The following is a 16,741-nucleotide window of genomic DNA, read 5'->3' as shown; positions in this document are numbered from 1 at the left end:
CTGACGGGTGTTGACCACTGACGACGATACAACCGCCCGCTTTCCGATGTTGATGGGTGGGTATTCACCTGGCGTGAGGGGAAGCGCAAGGGTGAAGATCGGACACGCCTCGACAGTCTTTGTGATCTAGGGGTTTCAATCACCACCCACGCAGGTAGGGTCAGGAAGCGTCCAGCTCCCCTTGGAGGAGGTGAGGACCGTGGCAGCCCACGACGACGACATCAACCGCGGCATCCGGCCGGGGCGGGGGTCTGAAGACCCCGCCGGCCAGGTTGCCTATCTTGAGCAGGAAATCGCCGTCCTGCGCCGCAAGCTCGCCGACTCTCCGCGTCATACGAGGATTCTCGAAGAGCGGATCGTCGAGCTGCAGACAAACCTGGCCGGCGTGTCCGCGCAGAACGAGCGGCTCGCCAACACACTCCGTGAGGCCCGCGACCAGATCGTGGCCCTCAAGGAGGAGGTCGACCGGCTCGCACAGCCACCGGCCGGCTTCGGAGTGTTCTTGCACGCCAACGAGGACGGCACGTGCGACATCTTCACCGGGGGCCGCAAGCTCCGGGTGAACGTCAGCCCGAGCGTCGAGCTCGAAGAGCTCCGGCGCGGCCAGGAAGTCATGCTCAACGAAGCGCTCAACGTGGTCGAGGCCATGGAGTTCGAGCGCGCCGGGGACATCGTCACCCTCAAGGAGATCCTCGAGGACGGCGAGCGCGCCCTGGTGGTCGGGCACACCGACGAGGAACGGGTGGTCAGGCTCGCCGAGCCGCTGCTGGACATCACCATCCGCCCCGGCGACGCCCTGCTGCTCGAACCCCGCTCCGGCTACGTCTACGAGGTGGTGCCGAAGAGCGAGGTCGAGGAGCTCGTCCTCGAAGAGGTCCCCGACGTCGACTACAACAAGATCGGCGGCCTCGGCGGCCAGATCGAGATGATCCGGGACGCCGTCGAGCTTCCGTACCTCTACCCGGACCTGTTCAAGGAGCACGAGCTGCGGCCACCGAAGGGCATCCTGCTCTACGGTCCGCCCGGCTGCGGCAAGACGCTGATCGCGAAGGCCGTCGCCAACTCCCTTGCCAAGAAGGTCGCCGAGGTGACCGGGCAGCCCGCAGGGAAGTCCTACTTCCTGAACATCAAGGGCCCCGAGCTCCTCAACAAGTACGTCGGTGAGACCGAGCGGCACATCCGCCTCGTCTTCCAGCGTGCCCGGGAGAAGGCGAGCGAGGGCACCCCCGTCATCGTCTTCTTCGACGAGATGGAATCCCTCTTCCGCACCCGCGGATCCGGAGTCAGCTCGGACGTCGAGAACACGATCGTCCCCCAGCTGCTCGCCGAGATCGACGGCGTGGAAGGCCTGGAGAACGTCATCGTCATCGGCGCCTCCAACCGCGAGGACATGATCGACCCGGCGATCCTCCGGCCCGGCCGGCTCGACGTCAAGATCAAGATCGAGCGCCCGGACGCGGAGGCCGCGAAGGACATCTTCGCGAAGTACCTCACGGCCACCCTGCCGCTGCACTCCGACGACCTCTCCGAGCACCACGGGTCCAAGGAGGCCGCGGCCCACGGAATGATCCAGTCCGTGGTCGAGCAGATGTACGCGGAAACCGAGGAGAACCGCTTCCTCGAGGTCACGTACGCCAACGGCGACAAGGAAGTCCTGTACTTCAAGGACTTCAACTCCGGAGCGATGATCCAGAACATCGTCGACCGGGCCAAGAAGATGGCCATCAAGGCCTTCCTCGACCACAACCAGAAGGGCATCCGCGTCTCCCACCTCCTCCAGGCCTGCGTGGACGAGTTCAAGGAGAACGAGGACCTGCCCAACACCACCAACCCCGACGACTGGGCCCGGATCTCCGGAAAGAAGGGCGAGCGGATCGTGTTCATCCGCACCCTCGTCACCGGAAAGCAGGGCGCGGACACCGGACGCTCCATCGACACGGTGGCCAACACCGGTCAGTACCTGTAGTTCGCACACCGGCTGCGGAGGTCCGGACCCACGGACCTCCGCAGCCGGACGCTTTTCCCCGCAGGAATGACGTAATCGATCTCCCCACCGGCGCGGAGTCGCTCTAGGCTCGTCGGTACTTGTAGCGCCGCACCCGATGGGGAGCGCCGCCGGGCAAGGAGGGCCGCATGACCGTACGGCGAGTAATGGGCATCGAGACGGAGTACGGGATCTCCGTTCCGGGCCACCCGAACGCCAATGCCATGCTCACCTCGTCCCAGATCGTCAACGCCTACGCGGCGGCGATGCACCGGGCGCGCCGCGCTCGCTGGGACTTCGAGGAGGAGAACCCGCTGCGGGACGCCCGGGGCTTCGACCTCGCCCGCGAGGCCGCGGACAACAGCCAGCTCACGGACGAGGACATCGGCCTGGCCAACGTGATCCTCACCAACGGTGCCCGGCTCTACGTGGACCACGCCCACCCCGAGTACAGCGCGCCCGAGGTCACCAACCCCCGTGACGCCGTCCTCTGGGACAAGGCCGGCGAGCGGATCATGGCGGAGGCGGCCGAGCGGGCCGCCCAGCTCCCCGGAGCCCAGCCGATCCACCTGTACAAGAACAACACCGACAACAAGGGCGCCTCCTACGGCACCCACGAGAACTACCTGATGAAGCGGGAGACGCCCTTCTCGGACATCGTCCGCCACCTCACCCCGTTCTTCGTCTCCCGCCAGGTCGTCACCGGCGCGGGGCGGGTCGGTATCGGTCAGGACGGCCGCGAGCACGGCTTCCAGATCAGTCAGCGCGCCGACTACTTCGAGGTCGAGGTGGGTCTGGAGACGACCCTGAAGCGGCCCATCATCAACACGCGCGACGAGCCGCACGCGGACGCGGAGAAGTACCGCAGGCTCCATGTGATCATCGGCGACGCGAACCTCTCGGAGATCTCCACCTACCTCAAGCTGGGCACGACCGCCCTGGTCCTGTCCATGATCGAGGACTCGTTCATCAACGTGGACCTCGCCGTCGACCAGCCCGTCCGCACCCTGCACCAGGTCTCCCACGACCCCGGCCTCCAGCACCTGGTCACGCTGCGCAGCGGCCGCACACTCACCGCGGTCCAGCTCCAGATGGAGTACTTCGAGCTGGCGAGGAAGTACGTGGAGGAGCGCTACGGCGCGGACGCCGACGAGCAGACCAAGGACGTCCTGATCCGCTGGGAGGACACCCTCAACCGGCTCGAGAACGATCCGATGAGCCTGGCCGGCGAGCTGGACTGGATCGCCAAGCGGGAGCTCATGGAGGGCTACCGGCGGCGCGACAGCCTGGACTGGGACGCGGCCCGGCTGCACCTCGTGGACCTGCAGTACGCCGACGTACGCCCCGAGAAGGGTCTGTACAACCGTCTGGTGGCCCGGGGGCGGATGAAACGGCTCCTGGACGAGTCCGAGGTCGAGAGGGCCGAGACGAAGCCTCCGGAGGACACCAGGGCCTATTTCCGGGGCCGCTGCCTGGAGCAGTACGCGGACGACGTGGCGGCCGCGTCCTGGGACTCGGTGATCTTCGACCTGCCGGGCCGGGACTCCCTCCAGCGGGTGCCCACCCTGGAGCCCCTGCGGGGCACCAGGAACCACGTGAAGGAGCTCCTGGACCGTTGCCGTACGGCGGAAGAACTGGTCCGCGTCCTGTCGGGCGGCTGAAATACCCGGGCACTGGGAATCATGGGACTAGTGCCCGGACGTTGTAGCAAACTGCGGGGCCGATGTCAGACCTGGCTTGTAGGGTCTGATCTTGAGAGACCCAACCGAGCGGGCCGATTCGAGCGGGGTGAGGTATATGGCGACCAAGGACACCGGCGGCGGACAGCAGAAGGCGACGCGTTCCACGGAGGAGGTCGAGGAGACGACCACGGAGGCGAGCTCCGACCTCCAGGAGCGCCAGGAGAAGCTGAGCGACGACGTGGACTCCGTGCTGGACGAAATCGATGATGTGCTCGAAGAGAATGCCGAGGACTTCGTTCGAAGCTTCGTTCAAAAGGGCGGAGAGTAAGTTCACCTTAGATTCAAAGGTGTAGGGGTGGGGCTTGGTGGTTGATCGTCCAGAGGGCAAGCGCTGCCCGCGGTGCGGCACAGAGAAGCCGCGCTCGGACTATGCGAGCAATCGTGCGGCGCGCGACGGTCTTCAGGCGTACTGCCGCGATTGCTCCGCCGAGTACTACAAGCAGCGGCAGGAAGCCAAAGGTCGTGCGGTGCGGGTCAAAGTGCCCGTCCCGCACGGTCACAAGCGGTGCCCTCAGTGCGAGGAGATCAAGCCGCACTCGGAGTGGGAGCGCAACAAGACGTCATCCGACGGCTGGGCCAGCTATTGCCGGACGTGTCGGGCGAAGAACAATCGCGCAGCGTACTTCAAGCGCCAGTACGGCATCACCGAAGCCGAACGTGACGAGATGATCGCCGACCAGATGGGTATCTGCACGATCTGCCTGGCTGCCCCGGCAGTCCATGTTGATCATTGTCACGAGACGGGTAGGGTCCGTGGCGTACTGTGCTTCAACTGCAATTCGGCCATCGGCAAGTTGGGAGACGATCCCAACACTCTGCGTCGGGCCATCTCATATCTGGAGGGACACGCGTGGAAGCCAACACTCGTAGCACCGGGCGTCTACCAGCTGCCTTCCTGACGCCGGGCTCGTCGTCGTTCCTGGATTTCCTGTCCGACCACTCGCCGGAGATGCTCCCGGGGAACCGGAAGCTGCCCGAGGGGGTCGTCGAGGCCCCGCACGGCACCACGATCGTCGCCGTGACCTTCCCGGGCGGTGTCGTGCTCGCCGGTGACCGGCGGGCGACCATGGGCAACATGATCGCGCAGCGCGACATCGAGAAGGTGTTCCCGGCCGACGAGTACTCGGCCGTGGGCATCGCCGGCACCGCCGGTCTCGCCGTCGAGATGGTCAAGCTCTTCCAGCTGGAGCTGGAGCACTTCGAGAAGGTGGAGGGCGCGACGCTCTCCCTGGAGGGCAAGGCGAACCGCCTGTCCACCATGATCCGCGGCAACCTCGGCATGGCCATGCAGGGGCTCGCGGTCGTGCCGCTCTTCGCCGGCTGGGACGAGGGCAAGGAGAAGGGCCGGATCTTCTCCTACGACGTCACCGGCGGCCGTTCCGAGGAGCACGGATTCGCCGCCACCGGCTCCGGTTCTGTCTTCGCCCGCGGTTCCATGAAGAAGCTGTACCGCCCCGATCTGACGGAGGAGCAGGCCGCCACGCTGGTCGTGCAGGCCCTCTACGACGCCGCCGACGACGACTCGGCGACCGGCGGTCCTGACCTGTACCGCCGTATCTATCCCATCGTCACCGTCATCACCGACGAGGGCTTCCGAAGGCTCGACGAAGACGAGTCCTCGGCCCTCGCCCGCTCGGTCACCGATCGGCGCCTGGAGCAGCCCGACGGCCCGCGCGCGGCCCTGCTCTGATCCCTCGTCATCCGCAGTACCTCAGAAGAAAGGGACGGGTAGCCGGTGTCGACTCCGTTCTATGTCTCACCCCAGCAGGCCATGGCCGACCGGGCGGAGTACGCCCGCAAGGGCATCGCCCGCGGCCGCAGCCTGGTCGTCCTTCAGTACACCGACGGCATCGTGTTCGTCGGCGAGAACCCGTCCCGCGCGCTGCACAAGTTCAGCGAGATCTACGACCGGATCGGGTTCGCCGCGGCCGGCAAGTACAACGAGTACGAGAACCTCCGCATCGGCGGCGTGCGCTACGCCGACCTGCGGGGCTACACCTACGACCGGGACGACGTGACGGCCCGGGGCCTGGCGAACGTGTACGCGCAGACGCTGGGCACGATCTTCTCCAGCGCCGGCGAGAAGCCGTACGAGGTGGAGCTGGTCGTCGCCGAGGTGGGCGCGGAGCCCGACGGCGACCAGATCTACCGGCTGCCGCACGACGGATCGATCGTGGACGAGCACGGCTCGGTCGCGGTCGGTGGCAACGCGGAGCAGATCGGCAGCTTCCTCGACCAGCGGCACCGTGACGGAATGTCGCTCGCCGAGGCGCTGAAGTTGGCTGTGCAGGCCCTCTCCCGGGACACCAACGGCAGCGAGCGGGAGATCCCCGCCGAGCGCCTGGAGGTGGCCGTCCTGGACCGCACGCGTCCGCAGCAGCGGAAGTTCAAGCGGATCGTCGGACGTCAGCTGGTCCGCCTCCTGGAGGCGGACAACGCGGCGATCGCCAAGACGGACGAGCCGTCCGACGAGATCGCGGAGGACTCGGAGGAGTAGTCCCGCCGACCCGAGAGTGCCTGACGAAACCCCGGTCCGCTTCGGTGGGCCGGGGTTTCGCCGTGCTCAGGCCGTGCTCAGGCCGTGCTCAGGCCGGGGCCGGGCCGGAGGAGTCGCGGGCCATGAGCGTGACCGGGAGGTCCCCGGGCTCGGGGCTCCGGCCCGCCAGGACGGCCAGCAGCGCGGCCATGCCACGCTCGCCGATCCGCTCGGCGGGCAGCCGGACCGTGGTGAGCTCCGGCTCCACGGCGGTGGCGAGGGCCAGGTCGTCGAAGCCGGTGACGGAGACGTCCTCGGGGACGCGCAGCCCGAGGCGGCGGGCGGCTTTGCAGGCGCCGGCGGCGAGGATGTCGTCGTCGCAGATCAGCGCCGTGGGGCGGGGGCCGGGGCCGGTGAGGGCGCGTTCGGCGGCGGTGCGCGCCCCGTCCACGTCGAGGGGCGCGCGGACCGTGCGTACCGTCGCCCCGTCCGCCGGGTCGCCCAGCGCGTCGGCGAGGGCGGCCGCGCGGACGTCGAAGGTCCAGGACGGGACCGCCGAGGCGAGATGGACGAAGCGGCGGTGGCCGAGGCCCAGGAGGTGCGCCGTGACCTGGCGCATCCCGTCGGCGATGTCGAGGTTGACGTGGGCGGCCGCCCCGGCGTCGGAGGGGTCGCTGTCGAGCATGACCAGCGGCAGGTCGGTGCCGTGGAAGGCCTTCAGGGCGTCGGCGGCCATCGACGAGGCGATGATGCCGTCGAGCGCGGCGCGGGCGGAGGCGAAGGGGTCCCTGGCGGGGCCGACGCCGTCGGGGGAGGGGTAGAGGACGACCCCGAAGCCGTGCCGGGCGGCGACCGTGGCCGCGCCGGTGTAGACGCGGGCGAAGAACTCGTTGGTGAGGGCCGGGACGACGAGAAGCGCGGTCCTCGTGCGGCCGAGACGGAGATTGCGGGCGGCGAGATTCGGCCGATATCCGAGCTCGCGGGCGGCCTCCCGTACGGCGTCCGCGGTGCGCTCGGAGACCCTGCCCCGCCACTTGTCGCCGAGGACGAGGGAGACCGTGGCCTGGGACACCCCGGCGACCCGGGCGACGTCCCGGCTGGTGGGCCGCGCTGCGCCGGGGGAGTCTGGGGTCTGCACTCGTGCCTCCGCGAGAGGTGGTCGCCGACCGCGGGGTGGACCCGCGGGATGCCGCCATGGTACGTATGACCCCTGACGTTATACGTAAAACCTCGGGGGTGGACGCCGGGGGAGAGGAGACGGACATGGCCACCGAGGCCAAGGAGAGCGGCGGCTATCTCGACATACTCAGGGCCCCGCACGCCCTGCGACTGCTCACAGGCACCCTCGTCGGCCGGCTCCCCAACGGCACCGGGCCCATCGCCATCGTGCTCTTCGTCCGCTCCGAGGGCGGCAGCTACAGCCTGGCGGGCGGGCTCACCGCCGCGTACGGCATCGCCACCGCCGTCGGCCAGCCGCTCCTCGGTCGCGCGGTCGACCTGAAGGGCCAGCCGCGCGTCCAGCTGCCCGCGGCGCTGGTCTCCGCGCTCGGCATGATCGTCCTCGCCGTGGCCGGAATCAGCCCCCTCGTCCTCGCCTACGCGGCGGTCGTCGTGGCCGGACTCTTCACCCCGCCCCTCGAAGGCGGACTGCGCGCCCTGTGGCCGAGCGTCCTCGGCCGCGAGGACCGGGTCCACCGGGCCTACGCCCTGGACGCGGTGGCCCAGGAAGTCATGTTCACCGTCGGACCGCTGCTCGTGACCCTCCTGGTCGCCCTCTGGTCCCCGGCCGCCGCCCTGCTGGTCATCAACGTCCTCGGCGTCCTCGGCGCCCTCTCCGTCGTCCTCTCCGAGCCCTCGCGAGCGTGGCGCTCGGCTCCCCGCGAGGCCCACTGGCTCGGCGCCCTGCGCTCGCCTGGCCTGCTGGCCCTGCTCGGCTCCTTCTTCTTCGTCGGGCTCGCCCTCGGCTCCATCACCGTCGCGGGCCTCGCCTACGCCGACGAGCAGGGCAACGAGTCGGCGTACGGCTGGCTGATGGCCGCTCTCGGCCTCGGCGCGCTCATCGGCGGCGTCGCCTACGGAGCCCGGCGCTGGGTCGGCGCTCCCGAGCGGCGGCTCACGGTCATCGTCGGCCTGCTCGCACTGGGCTATCTGCCGCTGATGCTCACCCCCGGAGTGCTGCCGATGACGGCCCTCGCCGCGCTCTCCGGTGTCTTCCTCGCCCCGGCCCTCGCCTGCGGCTTCATCGTCGTCGACCGGCACGCGCCCACCGGCACCGTCACCGAGGCCTTCTCCTGGCTCGTCACCACCTTCGGTGTGGGCGCGGCGCTCGGCTCCGCCGTCGCGGGACCGGCCGTCGAACTCGCCGGAACCACCGCGGGCTTCGCCGTCGCCGGAGCCGGCGGTCTCGTGGCCCTCCTGGTCCTCCTGGCGACCGGCCGGGTGCTGTGGGTGCCGGGCCGCAGCGTGCGACACGCCGTCAGCGCGGGCACCGCCGGGGCCGGACACACCGAAAAGAACACGCACTCATCGGAAAATGATCGAAACGGGGTTGTCGAACCCGGTTTCAGCTCAGGCCATCAGGCGTAATGTTCAGACATGGACCGCCGCATTTTCGGGCTGGAGAACGAGTACGGCGTCACGTGCACGTTCAGGGGACAGCGCCGACTGTCTCCTGACGAAGTGGCGCGCTACCTCTTCCGCCGTGTCGTGTCATGGGGCCGCAGCAGCAATGTCTTCCTGCGGAACGGCGCCCGCCTCTACCTCGACGTGGGTTCGCATCCGGAATATGCAACACCCGAATGCGACAACGTGACCGAACTGGTCACGCACGACAAGGCCGGCGAGCGCATTCTCGAAGGTCTGCTCGTCGACGCCGAACGCCGCCTGCACGAGGAGGGAATCGCCGGCGACGTCTATCTCTTCAAGAACAACACCGACTCGGCCGGAAACTCGTACGGCTGCCACGAGAACTATCTGGTCGCCCGGCACGGAGAGTTCTCCCGGCTCGCGGACATCCTCATTCCCTTCCTCGTCACCCGACAGCTCATCTGCGGCGCCGGAAAGGTGCTCCAGACCCCCCGCGGCGCGGTCTACTGCGTCTCCCAGCGGGCCGAGCACATCTGGGAGGGCGTCAGCTCCGCGACGACCCGCTCCCGTCCCATCATCAACACCCGCGACGAGCCGCACGCGGACGCCGAGCGCTACCGCCGGCTGCACGTCATCGTCGGCGACTCGAACATGTCCGAGACGACCATGCTGCTCAAGGTCGGCGCCACCGACCTCGTGCTGCGCATGATCGAGGCGGGCACCGTGATGCGCGACCTGACGCTGGAGAACCCGATCCGGGCCATCCGTGAGGTCAGCCACGACATCACCGGCCAGCGCAAGGTCCGGCTCGCCAGCGGCCGCGAGGCCTCCGCCCTGGAGGTCCAGCGCGAGTACTACGAGAAGGCCGCCGACTTCGTCGACCGCCGGGGCATCCGTACGGGCACGGTCGCCCAGGTCCTGGAGCTCTGGGGCCGCACCCTCGACGCCATCGAGGCCGAGGACCTGGACCGGATCGGCACCGAGATCGACTGGGTCATGAAGTACAAGCTCATCGAGCGGTACCGGGCCAAGCACAACATGACCATGTCGAACCCCCGGGTCGCGCAGATAGACCTCGCGTACCACGACATCCACCGCCGCCGGGGGCTGTACTACCTCCTGGAGCGGAAGGGGCAGACCGCCCGGATCTGCAACGACCTGAAGATCTTCGAGGGCAAGTCCGTGCCCCCGCAGACCACCAGGGCACGGTTGCGCGGCGACTTCATCCGCCGCGCCCAGGAGCAGCGGCGGGACTTCACCGTCGACTGGGTCCACCTCAAGCTCAACGACCAGGCGCAGCGCACCGTGTTGTGCAAGGACCCCTTCCGCTCGGTCGACGACCGGGTGGAAAAGCTGATCGCGGGAATGTAGGACAACGCTGTACGAAGCGCCAGGGCCCCGTGCGTGTGACGTGCGGGGCCCTGGCCCTGTCCGGACGGTCCCCTAGAGTGTCGAGCAACTACTGTGCCGTCTGAGATCTGAGGAACACGTGCGCCGACTTGCCGGCCTACTGGTCGTCCCACTGCTGCTGCTCTCGACAGCGGCGTGCGGCAGCGACGACAAGGGCTCCGATAACGCCTCGATGACGAACGGGCTGCCCGCCATCACCGCGGGTGCGAAGTTCGGCGAGAAGCCCACCCTCGCCAAGGGTGAGGGCGACCCGCCGAAGGAACTCAAGGTCAATGTGATCAGCGAGGGCGACGGCGCCGTCACGAAGAAGGGCGACGCGCTCCAGGTGAACTACCTGGGCCAGGCCTGGGACTCCACCACCCCCTTCGACAACAGCTTCGACCGGGGTCAGCCGTTCGACCTGACCCTCGGCGCCGGCCAGGTCATCAAGGGCTGGGACCAGGGTCTCGAGGGCCAGAAGGTCGGCAGCCGCATCGAGATCGGCATCCCGCCGGAGCTCGGCTACGGGGAGCAGGGCCAGGGCGACATCAAGCCGAACGCCACCCTCGTCTTCGTCGTGGACATCCTGAAGTCCACCACCATCCCGAAGTCCGCCGAGGGCACCGAGGTCGCCCAGGACAACAAGGACCTGCCGAAGGTCGGTACCAACACCGACGGCAAGGCCCCCTCGCTGACGGTGCCGAAGGTCGACCCGCCGACCAAGCTCGTCTCCAACTACGTCCTGGAGTCCAAGGGCGAGGTCGTCGCGGCCACCGACACGGTCGTGGTGAACTACGTCGCCGCGCTGTGGAAGGACGGCAAGGTCTTCGACTCGACGTACCAGACGGGCAAGACCGCCAACTTCCCGCTGGCGCAGCTGACCCTGAAGGGCCTCAAGGACGGCATCACCGGCAAGAAGGTCGGCAGCCGCGTCCTGATCGTCGCCCCGCCGGCCGAGGCGTTCGGCGACAAGGAGCAGCAGGGCATCCCGAAGAACTCCACGCTGGTGTTCGCCGTCGACATCCTGGCGAAGATGTAAGACTGTCCCCGTCGCGCAGTTCACCGTTGCGCGGTTCATCAGTTTGAGGAGCACACTGCAGTGAGCATCGAGAAGCCCGAGGTCGAGTTCCCGGGCGGCGAGCCGCCGGCCGACCTGGAGATCAAGGACATCTGGCAGGGCGACGGCGAGGTGGCCGGCAAGGGCGACTTCGTCAAGGTCCACTACGTGGGTGTCGCCTTCTCCACCGGCGAGGAGTTCGACGCCTCCTGGAACCGCGGCAGCGCGCTGGACTTCCAGCTCGGTGTCGGCCAGGTCATCGCGGGCTGGGACCAGGGCGTGCAGGGCATGAAGGTCGGCGGCCGCCGCCAGCTGGTCATCCCCGCGCACCTCGCCTACGGCGACCGGGGCGCGGGCAGCGCGATCGCCCCGGGCGAGACCCTGATCTTCGTCTGCGACCTGGTCGGCGTCACCAAGCGCTGACCGGATCCGCTCGAACGAGGGCCCGTGCCTGCCCAGGCACGGGCCCTCGGCTTTTGCCACGACACCCCGGGGCGGTACGGTCGGATGTCCCCGAAGTCAATCCGGCAGAAGAGGTGCAGGGCGTCGATGGCGATTGCCAAGGCCGAGCGGCTGATGAATCTGGCCCTCTGCCTGCTCGGGACCCGCAGACCGCTCAGCAAACGTGAGCTGCGCGGCTCCATCGAGGCCTACATGGAAGCCGGCACGGACGACTCCTTCAACCGGATGTTCGAGCGGGACAAGGACGATCTGCGCGAACTCGGCCTGGTCATCGAGACCGTCGAGAACCTGGAGGGCGAGACCGGCTACCTGGCCCGCCGCGACTCCAACCGCCTCCCGCCGATCACCCTGGACGCCGAGGAGGCCGCCGCGCTCGGTCTGGCCGCCAAGGTCTGGCAGCAGGCCCGGCTCGCCGGGGCCGCCAGCGGCGCCCTGCAGAAGCTCCGCGCGGCCGGCATGCCCGAGGCCGAGGACTCGTACGACGCCCAGCACAGCGCCCTCGAACCGCGGATCCCGGTCCACGAGACGGCGTTCGAGCCCCTGATGCTGGCCTGCCGCGACCGCCGCCCGGTCGTCTTCGACTACCGCAAGGCCACGGCCGCCCGCCCGGAGACCCGCCAGGTCGAGCCGTGGACCCTGGAGTGCTGGCGCGGCCACTGGTACCTGGCCGGCTGGGACCGCGACCGCGGCGCCGAGCGCGTCTTCCGCCTCTCCCGCATCACCGGCAAGGTCCGCTCCCGGGCCGGCGCCTTCACCGCGCCCGTGCCCGACGTCGTCACCGTCCGCGAGACCGTGGAGAGCTGGGCCGGCGAGACCGCCACCCGGTCCGCCCGGATCCGGCTGCGCGCCGGCAGCGGCTACCCGCTGCGGGCCCGCGCCCAGTCCGTGCGCGAGGGCGCGGACGGCTGGGACGAGCTGGAGATTCCGTACGGGCACGGCCTGGACGCCTGGCTCGTGGAGTTCGGTCCCGATGTCGTCGTACTGGAGCCCGCGGATCTGCGGGCCGACGTGGTGGACCGGCTGCGCGCCGTGGCCAAGGGCTGAAGGGGGAGACGTACAGCATGGCTGCGAACGCGATCGACCAGACGAGGCGGATGCTCTCCCTCGTCACCTACCTCCGCGAGCGTCCCGGCGCGCATGTCGCCGATGTGGCGCGCGCCTTCGGGATCACCGAGGACGAGCTGATCTCGGACCTCGACGTGCTGCCGATGTGCGGCACGAGCTTCCGTGGTGGCGACCTGCTCGACATCGACACCGACGGCGACCGGATCTGGTGGCACAACCCGGACGACGTGGCCGAGCCGCTGCGGCTGGCCGCCGACGAGGCGACGGCCCTGCTGGTCGCCGCGCGCGCCGTGGCCACCCTGCCCGGGCTGCGCGAGAGCGACCGGGAGGCCCTGCTGCGGGCCACCGCCAAGCTGGAGACCGCCGCCGGTGAGGTCGCCGGGGCGAGCGCGCGGCTCTCGGTCACCTTCGAGTCCGAGGGCGGTGTCTTCGCCGAGGTGGACCGGGCGATCTCGGAGCGCAGGCGGCTGTGGGTGCGGTACTACTCACCCGCGCGCGACGAGCTGACCGAGCGCGAGGTGGATCCGATCCGGCTCTTCGCCGTCGGCCACACGTACATGGAGGCCTGGTGCCGGCTCTCCGAGGCGCGCCGCACCTTCCGTCTCGACCGGGTCGCCGAGATCCGGATCCTGGAGGAGCAGTCCGCGCCGCCGGAGATCGAGCTCAGGGACCTGTCGGAGGGGCTGGTCCAGCCGTCCGCCGAGGACCCCGAGGTCGTCGTCGAGGTGGGCCCCGGCGGCCGCTGGGTCGCGGAGTACTACCCGCACGACCGGGCCGACGAGCTGCCCGACGGCGGGCTGCGCATCACGCTGCGGACCCCCGCCCCCGCCTCGCTGCGGCGCCTCGCGCTGCGGCTGGGCAGCGACGGCCGGATCGTCTCCCCGCAGGACCTCGCCGACAGCGCGCGGGAGGCGGCGACCGCGGCGCTCGCCGCCTACGAGGGCCAGGCCTGAGGCACCGGAGAGGGATTGAGGGACATGTCCTTGATGCACGGAATGACGGCTTCGATCGCACCGGTCCTCTTCAAGGCCGCCTGCCCGGACTGCCGCGCCCGCTTCGAGCTCGCCGCGGGCTCCCTGCGCCTCGCCATCGGCGCCAGCCGCCGTACGACCTTCTACTCGTTCACCTGCCCCGAGTGCGGCAGCTCCGTCCGCAAGCCGGCGGGCGAGCGGATCGTCGAACTCCTCACCGGCGGCGGCGTCCGCACCCTGCGTCTGCACTCCACCGTCTGACGTCCCGACAACCGCACACCGTCTAGGCTCGCCCCATGTTCTGGCCCATGCTCGCCATCGCCCTCGGGTTCCTCGGCATCGCCGTCCTCGGCGTCCTCGGTATCAAGGTCTTCCTCGAAGCCCAGCGGCTCGGCCGCCAGGTGACCCACACCACCGAGCGCATCAACCGCGCCGCCGAGGAGCTGGAGAAGGCCGCCGCGGATCTCTCCCGGACCGGCGGGGCGCTGCGCTAGGGGCTGTCGGGCGGACCGTGGCGCGCGTGCGGGCGCTCCCGTCGGGCGGCCGGTAGTGCTCTCCTCCCGCGCGACACCGCGGGGTACGCTCGTGATCGCGGCCCCGAGATCAAGAGGTGCGGGTCGCAAACGGGTGTACGCACGGGGATTGCCCTGCGTTTACTCGTGCGCGTTACGATCGCTGAGGTCGGAGTTCGGGCACCAGTCCGGGCGGCGACCGCCAGCCCCACCCCAGCCGCCTCGATGAGAAGGTAGACCACGCTTATGTTCCGTCAGATCGGTCCCCTCGAGATCAGCCTGATCCTCCTTGTCATCGTTCTCCTCTTCGGCGCCAAGAAGCTTCCCGAGATGGCCCGTTCCCTCGGCAAGTCGGCGCGCATCCTGAAGAGCGAGGCGAAGGCGATGAAGACGGAGGGTGGCCAGCAGCCCGCCCCCGCCGACCCGCCGGCCGAGCAGCCCGCCGCCCAGCGCACCATCAAGGCCGCCCCCGGCGACGTCACCTCCGCCCGGCCCGTCACCGAGCCCTCGGACACCACGCAGCGCTGACCCCGTTCGACCCCCAAGGCCGCCGCATGCCGGCCTGCCGCACGAGATGAGGACGTGGGTTGCTCAAGCCTGCCCGCACGAAGAAGGAGAAGGACCCCGAGGGGCGGATGCCGCTCGTGGAGCACCTGCGCGAGCTCCGCAACCGGGTCGCCAAGGCGATGCTCGCGGTCGTCGTGGCCTCGGTCGTGGCCGCGTTCTTCAGCCAGCAGCTGATGGAATTCCTCTCCTCGCCCGTCGAGAAGTGCGCGCCCGGCACCTCGATCGCCGAGAACACCGGCGGGCGCTGCGTCGTCATCGCGTACCAGACCGTGCTGTCACCCTTCACCTCGACGGTGAAGGTGGTCATGCTCGCGGGTGTGATCGCCGCCTCCCCGGTCTGGCTGTACCAGCTGTGGGCGTTCGTCGCGCCCGGCCTGCACAAGAGTGAGAAGCGGTACACGTACTACTTCGCGGCCGTCGCCGTGCCCCTCTTCGGCGCCGGTGCCTACGTCGCGTACCTGATCATGCCGGTCAGCGTGAAGGTCCTGATCAGCATCACGCCCGACGTCGCCTCGAACTTCGTCTCGCTCGACGACATCCTGGACTTCACCACCCGCATGGTGCTCGTCTTCGGACTCGCCTTCGAACTGCCCCTGCTGCTGATCATGCTGAACTTCGCCGGAGTCGTGACCGGCAAGCGCATGGCCGGCTGGTGGCGCGGCGTGATCATGGGCGTCTTCGTCTTCGGAGCGATCGCCACCCCGTCGACCGACCCCTTCGGCATGATCGCCCTCTCCGGGCCGATCATCGTCCTCTACTTCATCGCGGTCGGCATCTCGATGCTCAACGACCGGCGCCGTGCCCGCAACGACCCGGATGCCGAGCTGGACGACGACGAGGCCTCCAGCCTGGACCTCACGCCCGAGTCCGTCGGAGCCGTCGCACCCGTCGGTGCGGCCCCTGCCCTGCCCGAGCAGGCCGGCGGACAGGCGGACGGCGGCAGGGCCCTCGGTCCCGGCAGTTACGACGACGTCACCTGATCTTGTAGGGTCCTCCCCCCAGACTCCTCCGGGGGGACACCCATGACCAGCGAGATCACCCTCTTCGTCAATCCCACCGCGGGACGCGGCCGGGGCGCGCACGCCGCGCAGCCGGCCGCTCGCGCGCTCCGGGACGCCGGATTCTCCGTCCGGACCGTCCTGGGCGCCGACGCGGAGGACGCCCTGCGGCGCGCCCGCGAGGCCGTCGCGGGCGGAACCGGTGCGCTGGTCGCCGTCGGCGGCGACGGCATGGTCTCGCTCGCCCTCCAGGCCCTGGCCGGCACCCGCACCCCCCTCGGCGTGGTGGCCGTCGGCACCGGCAACGACTTCGCCAGATCCCTCGGCCTGCCCGTCCGCGATCCGTCGGCCGCGGGACGGCTGGCCGCCGAGCTCCTCAAGGGCGGCGGCGGGCGCGACATCGACCTCGGCCGGGTCGGCGACCGCTGGTTCGGCACCGTCCTCGCCTCCGGCTTCGACTCACGCGTCAACGACCGCGGCAACCGCATGCGGTTCCCCGCCGGGCGGTTCAAGTACGACCTCGCCATGATCGCCGAGCTCGCCGCGTTCCGGCCCGTGCCGTACCGCCTCACGCTCGACGACGGCACCGAGCGGGAGGTCGACGCGACCCTCGTGGCCGTCGGCAACGGAACGTCGTACGGCGGCGGGATGCGGATCTGCGCCGACGCCCGCATGGACGACGGCCTCTTCGACGTCACTGTCGTCGGAGACTGCAGCCGCACGACCCTGATCAAGGTCTTCCCGAAGGTCTACCGGGGCACCCACCTCGACCACCCGGCCGTCACGGTCCACCGCGCCAGATCCGTCTCCGTCGACGCCCCCGGAATCACCGGCTACGCGGACGGCGAGCCGCTCGGACCGCTGCCGCTCACCGCGACGTGCGTGCCCGGAGCGCTGCGGGTGCTGGCGCCGTGAGACGGGCTCCGCGCGGC

The 16,741-nt window shown here is 69.6% G+C and carries 18 protein-coding genes; 17 read left to right on the top strand and 1 reads right to left on the bottom strand.

What is annotated here, in order from left to right; genetic code table 11:
* The first annotated feature begins 199 nt into the window (after nt 1–199).
* The 6 genes from arc (at nt 200) to prcA (ending at nt 6,223) form a co-directional block, all read left to right on the top strand.
* Nucleotides 200–1,966: a proteasome ATPase gene (gene arc, locus ACGFYP_RS23440; RefSeq protein WP_361963619.1), complete on the top strand. Its 1,767-nt coding sequence runs from the start codon at nt 200–202 to the stop codon at nt 1,964–1,966.
* A 167-nt stretch (nt 1,967–2,133) separates the two neighbouring features.
* A complete protein-coding gene (gene dop, locus ACGFYP_RS23435) occupies nt 2,134–3,645 on the top strand; it encodes a depupylase/deamidase Dop (RefSeq protein ID WP_393496761.1) in 1,512 nt (503 codons plus the stop codon).
* Nucleotides 3,646–3,781: 136 nt separating this feature from the next.
* Nucleotides 3,782–3,994 carry a ubiquitin-like protein Pup gene (locus ACGFYP_RS23430; protein WP_030315996.1) on the top strand — a complete coding sequence of 71 codons (213 nt, stop codon included), beginning with the start codon at nt 3,782–3,784 and terminating at the stop codon, nt 3,992–3,994.
* Nucleotides 3,995–4,031: 37 nt separating this feature from the next.
* Nucleotides 4,032–4,625 (top strand): endonuclease VII domain-containing protein, encoded by a 594-nt coding sequence (locus tag ACGFYP_RS23425; RefSeq protein ID WP_393496757.1) that lies wholly within the window; start codon nt 4,032–4,034, stop codon nt 4,623–4,625.
* Complete coding sequence (prcB, locus tag ACGFYP_RS23420) at nt 4,577–5,416, top strand: proteasome subunit beta (RefSeq protein ID WP_393496754.1); 840 nt, start codon at nt 4,577–4,579, stop codon at nt 5,414–5,416. Before ACGFYP_RS23425 ends, prcB begins: the two co-directional genes overlap by 49 nt.
* A gap of 45 nt (nt 5,417–5,461) precedes the next feature.
* A complete protein-coding gene (gene prcA, locus ACGFYP_RS23415) occupies nt 5,462–6,223 on the top strand; it encodes a proteasome subunit alpha (protein WP_361963615.1) in 762 nt (253 codons plus the stop codon).
* Nucleotides 6,224–6,311: 88 nt separating this feature from the next.
* On the opposite strand, the gene ACGFYP_RS23410 is transcribed toward prcA, so the two are convergent.
* A complete protein-coding gene (locus ACGFYP_RS23410) occupies nt 6,312–7,340 on the bottom strand; it encodes a LacI family DNA-binding transcriptional regulator (RefSeq protein ID WP_393496750.1) in 1,029 nt (342 codons plus the stop codon).
* A gap of 125 nt (nt 7,341–7,465) precedes the next feature.
* Here ACGFYP_RS23410 and ACGFYP_RS23405 point away from each other — a divergent pair, with 125 nt between their 5' ends.
* The 11 genes from ACGFYP_RS23405 (at nt 7,466) to ACGFYP_RS23355 (ending at nt 16,724) form a co-directional block, all read left to right on the top strand.
* Nucleotides 7,466–8,788 (top strand): MFS transporter, encoded by a 1,323-nt coding sequence (locus tag ACGFYP_RS23405; RefSeq protein ID WP_393496746.1) that lies wholly within the window; start codon nt 7,466–7,468, stop codon nt 8,786–8,788.
* 9 nt (nt 8,789–8,797) lie between these two features.
* Entirely contained in the window at nt 8,798–10,159 is a 1,362-nt protein-coding gene (gene pafA / locus ACGFYP_RS23400; protein ID WP_361963609.1) for a Pup--protein ligase, read from the top strand.
* Between the two features lie 118 nt (nt 10,160–10,277).
* Complete coding sequence (locus ACGFYP_RS23395; RefSeq protein WP_393496741.1) at nt 10,278–11,216, top strand: FKBP-type peptidyl-prolyl cis-trans isomerase; 939 nt, start codon at nt 10,278–10,280, stop codon at nt 11,214–11,216.
* Between the two features lie 60 nt (nt 11,217–11,276).
* Nucleotides 11,277–11,657 (top strand): FKBP-type peptidyl-prolyl cis-trans isomerase, encoded by a 381-nt coding sequence (locus tag ACGFYP_RS23390; protein ID WP_393496738.1) that lies wholly within the window; start codon nt 11,277–11,279, stop codon nt 11,655–11,657.
* Nucleotides 11,658–11,783: 126 nt separating this feature from the next.
* Nucleotides 11,784–12,740 carry a WYL domain-containing protein gene (locus tag ACGFYP_RS23385; protein ID WP_361963603.1) on the top strand — a complete coding sequence of 319 codons (957 nt, stop codon included), beginning with the start codon at nt 11,784–11,786 and terminating at the stop codon, nt 12,738–12,740.
* Nucleotides 12,741–12,757: 17 nt separating this feature from the next.
* Nucleotides 12,758–13,714 (top strand): WYL domain-containing protein, encoded by a 957-nt coding sequence (locus ACGFYP_RS23380; protein WP_361963601.1) that lies wholly within the window; start codon nt 12,758–12,760, stop codon nt 13,712–13,714.
* A gap of 24 nt (nt 13,715–13,738) precedes the next feature.
* Nucleotides 13,739–13,993: a hypothetical protein gene (locus tag ACGFYP_RS23375; protein ID WP_361963599.1), complete on the top strand. Its 255-nt coding sequence runs from the start codon at nt 13,739–13,741 to the stop codon at nt 13,991–13,993.
* Between the two features lie 35 nt (nt 13,994–14,028).
* The gene (locus ACGFYP_RS23370; protein WP_361963597.1) at nt 14,029–14,226 is read left to right on the top strand and encodes a hypothetical protein; all 198 of its coding nucleotides are present in this window, start codon (nt 14,029–14,031) and stop codon (nt 14,224–14,226) included.
* Between the two features lie 264 nt (nt 14,227–14,490).
* The gene (gene tatA / locus ACGFYP_RS23365; RefSeq protein WP_260230272.1) at nt 14,491–14,772 is read left to right on the top strand and encodes a Sec-independent protein translocase subunit TatA; all 282 of its coding nucleotides are present in this window, start codon (nt 14,491–14,493) and stop codon (nt 14,770–14,772) included.
* A gap of 107 nt (nt 14,773–14,879) precedes the next feature.
* The gene (gene tatC / locus ACGFYP_RS23360; protein ID WP_393497195.1) at nt 14,880–15,791 is read left to right on the top strand and encodes a twin-arginine translocase subunit TatC; all 912 of its coding nucleotides are present in this window, start codon (nt 14,880–14,882) and stop codon (nt 15,789–15,791) included.
* A gap of 42 nt (nt 15,792–15,833) precedes the next feature.
* Nucleotides 15,834–16,724 carry a diacylglycerol kinase gene (locus ACGFYP_RS23355; protein ID WP_393496731.1) on the top strand — a complete coding sequence of 297 codons (891 nt, stop codon included), beginning with the start codon at nt 15,834–15,836 and terminating at the stop codon, nt 16,722–16,724.
* Nucleotides 16,725–16,741: the final 17 nt, after the last annotated feature.

The organism is Streptomyces sp. NPDC048370, assembly GCF_043200825.1.
GTDB lineage: Bacteria > Actinomycetota > Actinomycetes > Streptomycetales > Streptomycetaceae > Streptomyces.
Note: the sequence above shows the minus strand (reverse complement) of the source record. Positions and strands in the feature narration are given on the sequence as shown.